General features: G+C 39.1%; 13 protein-coding genes and 1 tRNA gene. 10 read left to right on the top strand and 4 right to left on the bottom strand.

The genetic code is table 11. The features are described 5' to 3' along the window. Positions 1 to 61: 61 nt before the first annotated feature. Positions 62 to 2,296: an autotransporter outer membrane beta-barrel domain-containing protein gene (locus HMPREF2644_RS08470; protein WP_181914040.1), complete on the bottom strand. Its 2,235-nt coding sequence runs from the start codon at positions 2,294 to 2,296 to the stop codon at positions 62 to 64. Positions 2,297 to 2,488: 192 nt separating this feature from the next. Between HMPREF2644_RS08470 and HMPREF2644_RS08465 the strand changes: the two genes are divergently transcribed. The 10 genes from HMPREF2644_RS08465 (at position 2,489) to HMPREF2644_RS08420 (ending at position 11,568) form a co-directional block, all read left to right on the top strand. Beyond that, complete coding sequence (locus HMPREF2644_RS08465; protein WP_070828394.1) at positions 2,489 to 3,472, top strand: DNA polymerase III subunit delta'; 984 nt, start codon at positions 2,489 to 2,491, stop codon at positions 3,470 to 3,472. Between the two features lie 54 nt (positions 3,473 to 3,526). After that, on the top strand, positions 3,527 to 4,309 hold the full coding sequence (locus tag HMPREF2644_RS08460) for a TatD family hydrolase (RefSeq protein ID WP_070828393.1): 783 nt from the start codon (positions 3,527 to 3,529) through the stop codon (positions 4,307 to 4,309). 26 nt (positions 4,310 to 4,335) lie between these two features. After that, a complete protein-coding gene (locus HMPREF2644_RS08455; protein ID WP_038440582.1) occupies positions 4,336 to 4,860 on the top strand; it encodes a DUF1523 family protein in 525 nt (174 codons plus the stop codon). Positions 4,861 to 4,910: 50 nt separating this feature from the next. Next, positions 4,911 to 6,209 (top strand): polyamine export protein PaeA, encoded by a 1,299-nt coding sequence (locus HMPREF2644_RS08450; protein WP_005691371.1) that lies wholly within the window; start codon positions 4,911 to 4,913, stop codon positions 6,207 to 6,209. A 71-nt stretch (positions 6,210 to 6,280) separates the two neighbouring features. Then, positions 6,281 to 6,472, top strand: coding sequence for a DUF5397 family protein (locus HMPREF2644_RS08445; protein WP_011272059.1), 192 nt, complete (start codon positions 6,281 to 6,283; stop codon positions 6,470 to 6,472). A gap of 8 nt (positions 6,473 to 6,480) precedes the next feature. After that, a complete protein-coding gene (gene vapD / locus HMPREF2644_RS08440) occupies positions 6,481 to 6,759 on the top strand; it encodes a virulence-associated protein VapD (protein WP_011272058.1) in 279 nt (92 codons plus the stop codon). 92 nt (positions 6,760 to 6,851) lie between these two features. After that, a complete protein-coding gene (locus tag HMPREF2644_RS08435; RefSeq protein ID WP_038440586.1) occupies positions 6,852 to 7,382 on the top strand; it encodes a hypothetical protein in 531 nt (176 codons plus the stop codon). A 71-nt stretch (positions 7,383 to 7,453) separates the two neighbouring features. Then, positions 7,454 to 8,953, top strand: coding sequence for a fused PTS fructose transporter subunit IIA/HPr protein (fruB, locus tag HMPREF2644_RS08430; protein ID WP_011272056.1), 1,500 nt, complete (start codon positions 7,454 to 7,456; stop codon positions 8,951 to 8,953). 1 nt (position 8,954) lies between these two features. Next, a complete protein-coding gene (fruK, locus tag HMPREF2644_RS08425; RefSeq protein WP_011272055.1) occupies positions 8,955 to 9,896 on the top strand; it encodes a 1-phosphofructokinase in 942 nt (313 codons plus the stop codon). A 1-nt stretch (position 9,897) separates the two neighbouring features. Beyond that, entirely contained in the window at positions 9,898 to 11,568 is a 1,671-nt protein-coding gene (locus HMPREF2644_RS08420) for a fructose-specific PTS transporter subunit EIIC (protein ID WP_011272054.1), read from the top strand. A gap of 434 nt (positions 11,569 to 12,002) precedes the next feature. Here the strand turns inward: HMPREF2644_RS08420 and HMPREF2644_RS08415 are convergent. The 3 genes from HMPREF2644_RS08415 to HMPREF2644_RS08405 form a co-directional block, all read right to left on the bottom strand. After that, positions 12,003 to 12,088 (bottom strand) — tRNA-Leu (locus HMPREF2644_RS08415). Positions 12,089 to 12,112: 24 nt separating this feature from the next. Continuing rightward, positions 12,113 to 12,454, bottom strand: a complete 342-nt coding sequence (gene secG, locus HMPREF2644_RS08410) for a preprotein translocase subunit SecG (protein WP_005649335.1) — start codon at positions 12,452 to 12,454, stop codon at positions 12,113 to 12,115. Between the two features lie 108 nt (positions 12,455 to 12,562). Next, the gene (locus tag HMPREF2644_RS08405; protein ID WP_011272053.1) at positions 12,563 to 14,518 is read right to left on the bottom strand and encodes a DNA topoisomerase III; all 1,956 of its coding nucleotides are present in this window, start codon (positions 14,516 to 14,518) and stop codon (positions 12,563 to 12,565) included. Between the last annotated feature and the right edge of the window lies 1 nt (position 14,519).

Raw genomic sequence — 14,519 nt, 5'->3', positions numbered from 1 at the left:
CACTTTTAAAATAAAAAATCGGCAGAAAATTTTCCTGCCGATTTTTTTGTTACTACTAAGCTTAAAACGTCCACTGTAAATTCAACGCACCTTGTTTAGCGTGGTGATGTTTGCCTGTTTGGCGATTGAATGTGGCTTGTAAAGTTAAGTGAGATTTGATTTTCACTGCTATACCAAATTGGCTTTCAATCGCGGTTTTGTTGTTTATTACTCGACGCTCTCCGTCTATTTCCACGCCGAACGGTTTGCTGTGGTAAAGCGTGTTCACAGCGGCGAAAGGCTGAATGACGATATTTTTATTGAGTAAAAATTGCGCTTTAGCTTGAACGCCCACTCGGCTTTGTAATTGGCGAGAGCCAAGTAAATTCACTTTACTATTACCACTATCGGTTAAGCCGCCATTTACACCCAAATAAGTCAATTGTGCCTGTGGTTGTAGGTAAAAACGAATTTGAGTGCCTTTCCCCGTTAAGTGTTCTGCTAATAACGCGTTGTAACCCGCTTCAATTGAGGCGGTGATACCTTTTGAAGTAAAACTTTCTGTGCCATCTTCAGTGTTAATGCGGTGGCGGAAGCGTTGATATTGTACCCAGCTGTCAATATATGCCCCTGTTTGCTTATCTTGAAGCTGATGCCAAGTGACATAAACGCCTGCGCCAAAGCCTTTCATACTTCCTGTTGTAACATTGCCTGTATCTGGATTACGAAAAGTACTACGTTGTTCTGCTTGTCCACCCATTAAACCAAAGGAAAATTGGTAGTCTTGATTCTGTAAGGAGAAAACATCGCCACCAAGTTGTATGCCTTTACGATTTCCTTCTACTGGCGCGGTTTTACCTTGTACATCTTGACTTAAGTGACCGCTAATTAAACGCAACCACAAGCCTTTGCGTGGCAAAGTGCGGTCAAAAATATCGCTGTTTTTGTCGTTCAAACGCAAGGCGAATAAGGTATTGGCGGCTTGGGCTTGTTGTGCATAGGAGGCGACAAGATGAGTTGGAATTGCGAGTTTTTCTACACCGATACAAAAACCGTTTGGACATTGTTGTAAAAATAAACGATATCTGCCTTTTTTATATTCTTCTAAAAGATAAAACGCATTCGGTTCAACATCGGTTTCTGTTTTGATGAGTTGTCGGTAAGTCAGGTTTTTTAAATTGTTTAAGGCTTTTTCTTCAAAAACAATAGCCGTTTTCCCTGTTACTTTGCTTTTTAACGTTAATACGGGCTTGTCAGCCTCTCTTTCGCTTAAATCATAAGCAAAGTGAATACTCGAATAATCCGCATAATGGTCTTCCGAGCTATTCTGATAAATGTATTCTGAGTTACTATGATAACCTATATCATTGCCTTCTCTTTTCAAAGATTTTTCGGGTAATAAGGCATTATCGGGGGGTGGTCTAATGCGACTTTCGCCTACAACAAGGCTGTCATTTTTGGTATTAAAACGAATATGACCATTGTTTAAATTCAAATAACTGACATCAGAATCCCAACGAGGCTCCCAAAGAGAATTCTCTAAGTCTACTCGGTAAAGATGAATAATTTGCCCAATGACATGGGAATTTTCGGAAACTTTTAATCTAGGAAGGGGGAGAGTGAGTATAGACCAATCTGCATATAACGGTATTGGACTACGTATGTAGTGTTTATAATACAAATCAGCAACATTACCAACAGCAAGAATTTCACTGTTAATATTGCTATGTTTTACTACTTTATAAGAATTGAAAATATCATTCTTATAAAATTCATACAGCCAGGTGTAGGGCATTCCATCTGAATAAAAAAATCCTAACGAATGGAAGTAAGTACCTTTTTTTAATCTTGTTCTAAATTCATCGATAAATTGTTTAGCTTGTTCTTCCGTATTGCCATTTCTTTCTTTAACGCCAAATCCCTGTACGAAAGCAGCCGTGTAGCCGGGTGTATAAGGGCTGTCGAAAAAAGAGATCTTTTTGTCAGGATCAATAGGTTTATCATTATAGTATGAACCAATAACTGGATACGAGAAATTTCCTGTTGCTGCCCCCTTAATGTCATGACGGAGACCAGTTTCTTTTGGTATATCAAGCCTGAATAGATCATCTTTCCAATATTCACTATTTCTATCGCGGAGTTTTTTTAAGCGGGTAATTTCATCATCAGTGAGCTTGGTTTTGTCGTAAACGTAATCAACAGCCAAAAGCGGAGAGGTATAAAGAATAGAAAAAAATAGACTTACAATAAATGATTTTTTAAACTTCTGCTTGCTTGCTTGCTTGCTTGCTTGCTTGCTTCGAGTTTCATAATAAATTTTCCTTTGTCAAGTAAAAATAAATGGGGCGTGAATTCTAGTATAAAACTGAACAAAAAAATACCATTTGGTTCAAATTTTCTCTATTTATTTCTTATTTATTAAAAGTAAACGTTTGCTTTTTGCTATTTTGTCAAGCCAGTTTGAAAATGTGTATAATTGCCCTCGTTATTCACAAAAATTTCTGGAAAAATGACCGCACTTTACCCTTGGCTAATGCCAATTTATCATCAAATTGCTCAAACCTTTGACGAAGGGTTGGGGCATCATGCTGTGCTAATTAAAGCTGATTCTGGTTTAGGCGTAGAGAGTTTATTTAATACACTTGCACAGAAAATAATGTGTGTAGCTCAAGGCGATAAACCTTGTAGTCAATGCCATTCTTGTCATTTAATGCAAGCCCATAGTCATCCAGATTATCACGAATTAAGCCCCATTGACGGTAAGGATATTGGCGTCGATCAAGTACGCGACATTAATGAAATTGTTGCGCAGCACGCACAACAAAACGGCAATAAAGTGGTGTATGTTCAAGGTGCGGAACGTTTAACGGAAGCGGCTGCTAATGCATTATTGAAAACATTGGAAGAGCCTCGTCCAAATACTTATTTTTTACTTCAAGCGGATAGTTCGGCAAGTTTGTTAGCAACTATTTACAGTCGATGCCAAGTGTGGAATCTGTCTATGCCTAATGAACAAACGGCTGTTGATTGGTTGAAATCAGAAAGTGCGGTAGAAAATCAGGAAATTTTGACCGCACTTGCGATGAATCTTGGGCGTCCGCTTTTAGCATTGGAGACTTTACAACAAGGGCTGATTGAACAGCGTAAAAACTTCTTACGTCAATTTTGGGTGTTCTATCGCCGACGTTCGCCATTGGAATTGCTTCCGTTGTTTGATAAAGAACGCTATGTTCAGCAAGTGGATTGGATTTTGGCTTTTCTTTCTGATTGTTTAAAACATAAACTTGAAATTGATAGTCATCGACAAGTGGCTGATCTTGGGCGTGGTATCGAACAATTCAGTAATGAGCAAACTGCCCTTGGTTTATTACAAGCCATTAAAATTATGCAAAAAGTGCGGTCAGATTTGCTGACGATTAATGGTGTGAATGTTGAATTAATGCTATTAGATGGCTTGACACGATTAGTCACAGAAGTATTTGAAACGCAATAAATTAAAGATATATCGTCTATGGCGTTAAAGCCTTAGGCATAAGGAAAAATAATTATGTTCATTGTTGATTCCCACTGCCATTTAGATGCGTTGGATTATGAAAATTTACATAAAAATATCTCGGATGTGGTGGAAAAAGCACGCGCGCGTGATGTGAAACATTTGCTCGCGATTGGTGTAACCTTAAGCCGTTTTGAGCAGGCTTATGACTCTTTACGGGAATTTAATAATGTCTCGCTTGCTTGTGGTGTTCACCCACTTGATTTTGAAGAAGAACCTTATGACGCAGAGCGTTTATTGCGTTTGGCGCAAGATCCGAAAGTGATTGCTATTGGCGAAATTGGCTTAGATTATTATTACAGCGCGGACAATAAAGCGGCGCAACAAGCGGTGTTTGGCAGCCAAATCGATATTGCAAACCAATTAGATAAGCCTGTGATTATTCATACACGTTCTGCAGGCGATGACACCATTGCAATGTTACGCCAACACCGTGCTGAAAAGTGCGGTGGCGTTATTCATTGTTTTACGGAAACTATGGAATTTGCGAAAAAAGCGTTGGATTTAGGATTTTACATTTCTTGTTCTGGCATTGTAACCTTTAAAAATGCCGAAGCGATTCGTGAGGTTATTCGTTATGTACCAATGGAACGCTTATTGGTGGAAACGGATTCGCCTTATCTTGCGCCTGTGCCTTACAGAGGTAAAGAAAATCAACCCGCTTATACGAGAGAAGTATGTGAATACGTGGCAACCTTAAAGGGCGTTTCTGCAGAGGCGTTTGCTCAAATCACTACACAAAATTTCGAGCGTTTATTTAAAATTCGTGTAGAATAAATGCACAGTTCTGACAAGGGAAAAGTATGCGAAAGTTTTTTAAATATTTCTTATTTATTGTTGTTTTTTTATTCCACGGTTTTATGTTTTCTGTGGTGAATTATGTATTTCCTCATTACGATGTGACACGTGTTACTGGCGTAGAAGTTAAACGTGTTGATAAAGATGGCCCCATCACAAAATCAAATCCAGCTGATGGCCCAACACGTGATGTGTATTACATCAATACGCAAAATGACGATGGCAAAATTATGGTGTATCGCAACGAAGATACACGTTGGGGTTTCCCATTCTACTTCAAATTTGGCTCAGCCAATTTACAGGCTGAATCACAGGCTTTGGGTAATGACAACAAACTTGTGCAAATTAAATACTATGGTTGGCGTATTACGATGGTGGATGAATATCGTAATGCAACCTCAATTAAAGAAATTACGGCTGATGATACACCAAGCAATCCGATTGTTTCGTGGATTTTATATGTATTCTTGCTGGCGACATTATTTTTGTCTATCCAATTTATTCGCGGCTGGTTTGACAGCGATAAGTAATATCCCAAACGGTCGCAAAGTGCGGTCGTTTTCTTTTATATTTTTGAGTAATGATTATGGAATTATTTCATACTATTTTGGCAATTGTGGCTTTAATTTTAAGTAGCGCAGTTGTTTCTTCTGCTGAAATTTCTCTGGCGAGTTCTCGTAAGTTAAAATTACAATCTCTTGCAAATAAAGGCGACGTGCGTGCGCTTCAAGTGCTTAAATTACAAGAGCATCCTGGTCGTTTTATTACGGTGGTTCAAATTTTGTTGAATATGGTGGCGATTTTGGGTGGGGGAATTGGCGAAAGTGCGCTAAGTCCTTACATTGCAGATATTTTAAATCGTTCTTTTGAAGGAAGTTGGATTGAGCCAACCGCCTCTACAATCGCTTTTATATTAGTGACTTGTTTGTTTATTTTATTTGCTGATCTTATTCCAAAACGTATTGCTATTACTTATCCTGAAATGGTGGCGTTGAGCGTTGTGGGTATTATGAATTTTAGTATGTATGTGTTTAAACCGCTTGTGTGGTTTTTTGATACTATTGCTAATGTATTTTTCCGCTTATTTCGCATTTCTACTGTGCGTGAAGATGGCATGACCTCTGAAGATATTTTCGCCGTAGTTGAAGCAGGCGCAGAAGCTGGTGTATTAAAAACTCAAGAGCATTATTTGATCGAAAATATTTTCGATATGCAAGCCCGTACGGTAACTTCCACAATGACAACCCGTGAAAACATCGTATATTTAGACCGCACTTTTTCTCGCCAAGAAGTGATGGATACGCTTTCTCGTGATTCTCATTCTAAAATTGTGATTTGTGACAATGGCCTCGACAAAATCTTAGGTTATATCGAATCCCATACTTTGCTAACTATGTATTTGCAGAATGAAAATGTGGTGCTCACAGATCCTAAACTACTCCGTAAAGCCTTATTTGTGCCTGATACGCTTTCTCTTTACGAAGTGTTGGAATTGTTTAAATCTACTGGCGAAGATTTTGCGATTATTGTGAATGAATATGCTCTTGTGGTGGGTATTGTTACGCTAAATGATGTGATGAGTATTGTTATGGGGGAATTGGTTTCTAACGAAGAAGAATATATTGTGAGCCGTGATGAAAACTCGTGGCTGATTGATGGCGCAACGCCATTAAAAGAGGTAACTCGAGTATTAGATATTGCTTATTTTCCCGATGAAGAAAACTACGAAACTATCAGTGGTTTTATGATGTATATGTTACGTAAAATCCCGAAAAAAACCGATTCTGTGGTTTACGGAAAATACAAGTTTGAAGTGATTGATACGGAAAACTTTAAAATCGATCAGATTTTGGTGTCTTTAGTAAAAGAGCAGGAGTAGAAGTGCGGTAAATTTTTATCCATTTCTCTACAAAATTATGTTATAAAACCATAAAAAATTTGAGGTTAAATATGGAACTAAGACAACAAATTCCAACAGGCTGTATTAAGCAATTCGGGCAATTTGGCGTGCCTTATGTGGTTGGCGAGGTTGCGGAATTTTTGCCAGATGGTGATGTGTTGGTAAATATCACATTGTTACAATCTGGAGAAAAAGACATTTATCGCTTATCTTACCTACTTGAAGATCCCGAAGCTGAATAAGGAAAATTATGTACGCGATTGCTTTTGATTTAGTTGTAAAAGACACTCAAGATTATCATCCAAAGGGCGTTCAAGAGGCTTATACAGACATTGGCGCAGTTTTAGCAAAATTTGGTTTTGTTAGAACACAAGGAAGTTTATATACCAACATGAATGAAGATATGGCGAATCTCTTTCAGGCAATGAATGCACTAAAACAGTTGGCGTGGATTTCTCAGTCGGTACGAGATATTCGCGCTTTTCGTATTGAGCAATGGTCTGATTTTACTGATTTTATACGAAATTAACATTTGCCTAGATAAGCCTTACAGGCTTCCTTGCTTAATCCCCTTCAGACAGTATAATGGCGGCGTTTTATTAACTTTAATCAGGTATGACTATGTTTAAAAAAATCTCTGTTTTATTTTTTACGTTAATATTGGCAGGTTGTTCTTCTTGGTCATCGGTTACTAACCATATTCCATTTATGGGGAACGATAAAAAAGTGATTGATTTAGATAAAGATAAAATCGATCAAAAATCTTATGCAGCTGCTTATGAAGCGACTGTGGCGACATATAAAGGTCGCGTGAATGAAAATTTCTTTGTAGATAATTTTGCAAGTGGTGCGAATGACTGGTATTTAGGCCGTATTTTAGTTCCAGTGAAACAAATTCAGGATAAACTTTACACTGGCAGCCATGATTCTGATGTATATGCCTATTATAGCGGCGTGTTACATGCGGAAGCATTGCAAGCGAACCTTAAACGTTTGAGCGCAAATTGTTGGGAAAAAGTGGATTCGCAAAGTATGGCTCAAGGTATTTATGATGCGATGCGTGATTTACAAAAAGGCGAAGCGCGCGGAGAAAATGATGAATATATTGTGCAAGGTAGTGAAGCGCTGCTGAAAGCCTGTACATCTAAATAATTGTTTTTCAATAAGCTGCTGGTCGATTTGTTTCATCCGCAGCTTTCTTTTTAAATTATTAAGGAGCAAGAATGTTAGAACTTTCGGAAAGCAACATTCATTTAAATGCTAATGCAATTGATAAACAACAAGCGATCGAAATGGCAGCGTCCGCATTGGTTCAAGCAGGCAATGTTGAAAATGGTTACTTGCAAGGAATGTTAGCACGCGAGCTGCAAACCTCAACCTTTTTAGGCAATGGCATCGCTATTCCTCATGGCACCTTGGATACTCGTTTGATGGTAAAGAAAACGGGCGTGCAAGTGTTTCAATTTCCTCAAGGCATAGAATGGGGCGAAGGAAATATTGCTTATGTCGTGATTGGTATTGCGGCGCGATCTGATGAGCATTTGTCCTTATTACGCCAACTAACCCATGTATTGAGCGATGAAGATACTGCAGCAAAATTAGCAAAAATAACTGATGTGGCTGAATTTTGCGCGATTTTAATGGGCGAGACAATTGATCCATTTGAAATTCCTGCTGCCAATATCAGTTTAGATGTAAATACCCAAAGTTTATTAACTTTAGTTGCGATTAATGCGGGGCAATTACAGGTGCAAAGTGCGGTAGAAAATCGCTTTATTTCTGAAGTGATAAATAATGCGGCATTACCACTTGGCAAAGGGTTATGGGTAACGGACTCTGTCGTAGGAAATGTGAAAAATGCCTTAGCATTTAGTCGTGCCAAAACGATTTTTAGCCACAATGGCAAGGCCGTAAAAGGCGTGATAACCGTTTCAGCCGTCGGTGATCAAATTAATCCAACTTTGGCGCGTTTATTAGATGACGATGTCCAAACAACCTTGCTCAATGGAAATTCAACAGAAATTTTGACCGCACTTTTGGGTTCATCGAGTGATGTTGAAACTCAATCTGTAGAAGGTGCTGTTGTAGGAACCTTTACGATTCGTAATGAACACGGCTTACATGCACGCCCAAGTGCAAATTTGGTTAATGAAGTGAAAAAATTCACTTCTAAAATAACCATGCAAAATCTTACTCGTGAAAGTGAAGTCGTCAGCGCAAAAAGTTTGATGAAGATTGTTGCGCTTGGTGTAACACAAGGACATCGTTTACGTTTTGTGGCAGAGGGGGAAGATGCAAAACAAGCAATTGAATCATTGGGCAAAGCGATAGCCAATGGCTTGGGCGAGAATGTTTCGGTAGTGCCACCGTCTGAACCCGATACCATTGAGATTATGGGCGATCAAATTCACACACCTGCGGTAACAGAAGATGATAATTTGCCGGCAAATGCCATTGAAGCCGTATTTGTGATTAAAAACGAGCAAGGTTTGCATGCTCGTCCAAGTGCAATATTGGTAAATGAAGTGAAGAAATATAATGCTTCCGTAGCAGTTCAAAACCTTGATCGTAATTCTCAATTAGTCAGTGCTAAAAGTTTGATGAAAATTGTAGCATTAGGCGTAGTCAAAGGGACTCGTTTACGTTTTGTTGCGACGGGCGAAGAAGCGCAACAAGCTATTGACGGAATCAGCGCTGTGATCGAATCGGGTTTAGGGGAATAGTATGGCAAGCGTCGTAACCATTACCTTAAATGCCGCCTATGATTTAGTTGGGCGTTTAAATCGTATTCAACTTGGCGAAGTAAATACGGTAGAAACATTGGGCTTATTCCCTGCTGGAAAAGGCATTAATGTCGCAAAAGTACTAAAAGATTTAGGCGTTAATGTTGCAGTAGGCGGTTTCTTGGGCAAGGATAATTCAGCTGATTTCGAGCAAATGTTTAATCAGCACGGTTTGAAAGATAAATTCCACCGTGTTAATGGCAAAACACGTATCAATGTAAAAATTACCGAGACTGAAGCGGATGTGACAGATTTAAATTTCTTGGGATATCAAATAAGCCCACAAATTTGGCAACAATTTGTGACGGATTCTTTGGCTTATTGTTTAGATTATGACATTGTCGCAGTTTGTGGCAGTTTACCTCGAGGTGTGTCTCCTGAATTGTTTGCTGATTGGTTAAATCAGCTTCATCAAGCTGGCGTTAAAGTGGTGCTTGATAGTAGCAATGCTGCGCTTACCGCTGGATTAAAAGCGAAACCTTGGCTAGTAAAACCCAATCATCGAGAACTTGAGGCTTGGGTTGGTCATTCATTAAATAGTCTTGAAGAAATTATTGCCGCTGCACAGCAACTCAAAGCGGAAGGCATTGAAAACGTGATTATTTCAATGGGCGCAAAAGGTTCTTTATGGATTAATAATGAAGGCGTGCTTAAAGCCGAACCAGCAAAATGTGAAAATGTCGTGAGTACCGTTGGAGCAGGGGATTCAATGGTAGCAGGCTTAATCTATGGTTTTGAAAAAGGTTTATCGAAAACAGAAACCTTAGCTTTTGCTACGGCTGTGTCCGCTTTTGCGGTATCTCAGAGTAACGTCGGTGTGAGTGATTTGAGTTTACTTGACCCCATTTTAGAAAAAGTACAAATAACGATGATTGAAGGATAGTATGAAGTTATTTTTAACCCAATCAGCTAATGTAGGCGATGCGAAAGCCTATTTATTACATGAAGTTTTTCGAGCAGCTGCACAAAAAGCAAATGTCTCTATTGTAGAAACACCAGCCGAAGCAGATCTTGTTCTTGTATTTGGTTCTGTATTACCAAATAACCCTGCGTTAGTTGGTAAAAAAGTCTTTATTATCGGCGAAGCTATCGCCATGATTTCTCCTGAAGTAACATTGGCAAATGCCTTAGCGAATGGGGCTGATTATGTTGCACCGAAAAGTGCGGTGAGTTTTACAGGTGTTTCTGGTGTAAAAAATATTGTTGCGGTAACGGCTTGTCCAACTGGCGTTGCACATACGTTTATGTCAGCCGAAGCGATTGAAGCCTATGCGAAAAAACAAGGTTGGAATGTAAAAGTTGAAACCCGTGGTCAAGTTGGGGCTGGCAATGAAATTACTGCAGAAGAAGTCGCGGCGGCTGATTTGGTATTTGTTGCAGCAGATATTGACGTGCCTTTAGATAAATTTAAAGGTAAACCAATATACCGCACTTCAACAGGATTAGCCTTGAAGAAAACTGAGCAAGAATTTGATAAGGCATTTAAAGAAGCCAAAATTTTTGATGGTGGAAATAATGCGGGAACGAAAGAAGAAAGCCGTGAGAAAAAAGGTGTGTACAAACACTTAATGACTGGTGTTTCTCATATGTTACCGTTAGTGGTTGCTGGTGGATTGTTGATCGCGATTTCCTTTATGTTCAGTTTTAATGTAATTGAAAATACAGGAGTTTTTCAAGATCTTCCTAATATGTTGATTAATATCGGTAGTGGTGTGGCGTTCAAGTTAATGATTGCCGTGTTTGCTGGTTACGTTGCATTTTCTATCGCTGATCGTCCAGGACTTGCAGTTGGTTTGATTGCAGGGATGCTGGCAAGTGAAGCGGGTGCAGGGATTCTTGGCGGTATTATTGCAGGTTTCTTAGCCGGCTATGTGGTGAAAGGGCTAAATGTGATTATTCGATTGCCAGCAAGCCTGACTTCATTAAAACCGATTTTAATTTTACCGCTCTTGGGTTCGATGATTGTTGGTTTGACGATGATTTACCTCATCAATCCACCAGTGGCTGAAATTATGAAAGAGCTAAGTAATTGGCTTACTTCAATGGGCGAAGTGAATGCGATTGTGTTAGGCGTAATTATCGGCGCAATGATGTGTATCGATATGGGCGGACCAGTAAATAAAGCAGCGTACACTTTTTCTGTTGGATTGATTGCCTCCCAAGTTTATACACCAATGGCTGCGGCAATGGCCGCAGGTATGGTTCCTCCAATTGGTATGACAGTTGCGACTTGGATTGCTCGCAATAAATTTACCGTTAGCCAACGCGATGCGGGGAAAGCATCATTTGTTCTTGGTTTATGTTTTATTTCTGAAGGTGCATTACCATTTGTGGCAGCAGATCCAATTCGAGTCATTATTAGCTCTGTGATTGGTGGTGCGGTGGCTGGTGCGATTTCAATGGGATTAAATATTACCTTACAAGCTCCGCACGGCGGATTATTTGTCATTCCATTTGTATCTGAGCCGTTGAAATATCTTGGTGCAATTGCGATTGGTGCTTTATCAACAGGTGTGGTTTACGCCATTATTAAATCGAAAAACAATGCGGAATAATACCGCACTTTGAATGTAAAAAATAATTTTCATTGAAAAAGTTAGACTATGAAATCAAGGACTAAGCTCTGTAATCTACAGGGCTTAGTCCTTTTAGTTATGGATGTATTCGTGAATCGTTTGTAAAAGTAGGAGCAATCTTTTTCTTTCAGTTTTGCTTTTTTAATTTGGGCGTCAGAAAGCGGATTTGTTAAGTATGCCATAAAATAGCCCTACTTAGTAATATAACAAACTAGGCGTTAATCCTAGTATTTACAAGTCTCTATGCTGTTTTAGTAATAGATTTTTTTGCCTTAGCGTGAATATATTATTAAGTCTATTACTAAGATTCTAAGGTTCGATAGTATTTTATAGTGGAGTATAGGGAATAAAAAAGCCTTGATTTCAGTAGAATCAAGGCTTTGTAATGCTTTTAGTGCTGTATATTTTTAATCTGGTGCTCTGGGCGAGACTTGAACTCGCACGACCTGTGGTCACTACCCCCTCAAGATAGCGTGTCTACCAATTCCACCACCAGAGCTTTAATTTTTATGCTAATCCTATTTTATTGTGGGATGTCGCTATTTTTATTGTCTTTCGCTGGAGCTGCTTGTTGTTGCTGAACTTGCTCTGCAGCTTGTGATAAATCGTCAAAAGTACCTTTTTGAACATTGCCTTTATGTGAATTCATATTACCTAAAACAAGAGCAATAACAAAAAATGCGGTTGCTAAAATCGCGCTAGTACGTGTTAAAAAGTTACCTGCACCAGCAGAGCCAAACATTGTACCTGATGCGCCACCACCAAAAGATGCACCAGCGTTCGCTCCTTTACCTTGTTGAACGAGAATAAACCCGATCAAGGCAATCGCGACAACAACATAAATAAATAAAAGAACTTGATACATTTTTTCTCTCTAATTTGCAATTTTGCAAGAAAACTGGTCGTGAATGTTATAGAAAATTCAATTTTCTCGCAAGTGCTTTGCATAAAAAAAATATTAATTGGTTTAACTTTAATCAGTTTCACCGTTTGATTTACTCGATTTTTTTACCGCACTTTTAGGTTTCACTCTATCGGATTTAATCATTTTAATGCGGCTTAATTGTCTTAATGCATTAAGATCTACAAAACGGACTAAATCAGGTAACATTTGATTCAAGTTATGCATAAATTGTTGATAGGTTGCTTGTTTTTGACTAATGTCTGTGAGTTGCGATTCCCAATGAGCCGTCATATCTGGTTGGGTGGCAATATCTGGTAATGCCTGAATTAAAATTCTTCCAGTTTCTGTACTGTGAATATTTCGCCCTTTTTTAGTTAAAAAACTGCGTTTAAAAAGTAATTCAATGATGCCAGCACGAGTAGCCTCTGTACCCAATCCATCGGTTTCTCGCAGGATTTTTTTGAGTTCTTTATCCTGCACAAATCGCGCAATGCCCGTCATTGCTGAAAGCAAGGTTGCATCGGTGAAAGGCTTTGGCGGCTGAGTTTTTTTACTCATCACTTCTCCTCGTTCACAATGCAAAATTTGACCTTTCTTTACTATTGGTAATAAGGGTTCTTGATTTTCTGTGTCGTCTTCTTTGCCTAACAATTCTTTCCACCCAGCCGTTTGTAAATTTCGCGCTTGGGCTATAAAAGTACCGCCAGCGATATTTAATGTGATTTTACTTTTACGATATTCTGCGTCAGGACAAAATTGCATTAAATATTGGCGAGCGATAAGGCTGTAAATATTACGTTCTTCTTGTGTTAGATTTACTGGACGATTTTTGGCAGTAGGAATGATTGCGTGGTGAGCCTCTACTTTTTTATCATTCCAACAGCGATTTCTCTGTTCAGTTGAAATGACATTTGGTAAGCGTTGATAAGCTTCACAATGGGTTGAAATTGCATTTAATACATTGTGGCGTTCGGCAAAATGTTCTTCGGGTAAATAGCGACAATCAGAACGCGGATAAGTAATTAAACGATGAGTTTCATACAGGCGTTGGCATGCATCTAATACGGCTTGAGCGGACATACCGAATCGCTTTGCTGCATCAATTTGTAACGCAGAAAGTGAATAAGGCAAGGGCGCCGTTTCTTTTTCACGAACGTCTTTGTATTCGGTGACTTCTGCTGGTTGATTTGTAATACGTTTTACAACGTTTTCTGCTAATCCTTTAGAGAGCACCCTGCCGTCATCATCTTGGTAATCCTCGCAAGCTTTGCTAGGTTGCCATAAGGCACTGAAAAGTGCGGTTGATTTTTCTGGAGTTTTTTCTTCTTTGCTCTCTGGATTAACCCAAGCCTGTACTTCAAAGAAGTCTTTGGGCTGGAAATGCTCAATTTCTAAATCTCGACGTACAATTAAACCTAGCACAGGGGTTTGCACTCGTCCAACAGAAAGCACGCCATCATAGCCAGTTTGTCTACCTCGAATGGTATAAGCTCTGGTCATATTAATGCCATAAAGCCAATCGGCACGAGCTCGTGCGAGTGCGGATGTGGCAAGAGGAATAAAATTACGGTTGGGTTGTAATTTTTTAACCGCTTTTTCTACCGCACTTGGATTTAGGTCGCTAATCAAGCAGCGTAAAATTTTATCGCGTTTTTCGGCAGATAAATTGGCATAACTGAAGACTTCATCTACAAGTAATTGTCCTTCTCTATCTGGGTCTCCTGCATTAACAAGTGTATCCGCTTGATGGATTAGTTTTTCTACCACAGAAAGTTGTTTTTTTACTTCTTTTCGCGGTAAAAGTTGCCATTTTTCAGGAATGATAGGGAGATGTTCTAAACGCCATTGTTTGAATTTAGGATCATAGGCATCGGGTTCTGCTTGCTCGAGCAAATGCCCTACACACCAAGTTACCACATCATTATCGCCACATTTAATAAAACCATCCCCACGTTGATGGGGTTTGGGTAGCACATCTGCAATAGCACGAGCTAGGCTTGGTTTTTCGGCGATAAATAAACGCATA

This window comes from Haemophilus sp. HMSC071C11 (genome assembly GCF_001837655.1).
Lineage (GTDB): Bacteria > Pseudomonadota > Gammaproteobacteria > Enterobacterales > Pasteurellaceae > Haemophilus > Haemophilus influenzae.
This window is presented reverse-complemented; position numbering and strand designations above follow the sequence as displayed.

Coding starts and splice junctions, on each gene's coding strand:
- HMPREF2644_RS08465 (WP_070828394.1), top strand. CDS start 2,489: ATGACCGCACTTTACCCTTGGCTAATGCCAATTTATCATCAAATTGCT.
- HMPREF2644_RS08460 (WP_070828393.1), top strand. CDS start 3,527: ATGTTCATTGTTGATTCCCACTGCCATTTAGATGCGTTGGATTATGAA.
- HMPREF2644_RS08455 (WP_038440582.1), top strand. CDS start 4,336: ATGCGAAAGTTTTTTAAATATTTCTTATTTATTGTTGTTTTTTTATTC.
- HMPREF2644_RS08450 (WP_005691371.1), top strand. CDS start 4,911: ATGATTATGGAATTATTTCATACTATTTTGGCAATTGTGGCTTTAATT.
- HMPREF2644_RS08445 (WP_011272059.1), top strand. CDS start 6,281: ATGGAACTAAGACAACAAATTCCAACAGGCTGTATTAAGCAATTCGGG.
- vapD (WP_011272058.1), top strand. CDS start 6,481: ATGTACGCGATTGCTTTTGATTTAGTTGTAAAAGACACTCAAGATTAT.
- HMPREF2644_RS08435 (WP_038440586.1), top strand. CDS start 6,852: ATGTTTAAAAAAATCTCTGTTTTATTTTTTACGTTAATATTGGCAGGT.
- fruB (WP_011272056.1), top strand. CDS start 7,454: ATGTTAGAACTTTCGGAAAGCAACATTCATTTAAATGCTAATGCAATT.
- fruK (WP_011272055.1), top strand. CDS start 8,955: ATGGCAAGCGTCGTAACCATTACCTTAAATGCCGCCTATGATTTAGTT.
- HMPREF2644_RS08420 (WP_011272054.1), top strand. CDS start 9,898: ATGAAGTTATTTTTAACCCAATCAGCTAATGTAGGCGATGCGAAAGCC.
- secG (WP_005649335.1), bottom strand. CDS start 12,454: ATGTATCAAGTTCTTTTATTTATTTATGTTGTTGTCGCGATTGCCTTG.
- HMPREF2644_RS08405 (WP_011272053.1), bottom strand. CDS start 14,518: ATGCGTTTATTTATCGCCGAAAAACCAAGCCTAGCTCGTGCTATTGCA.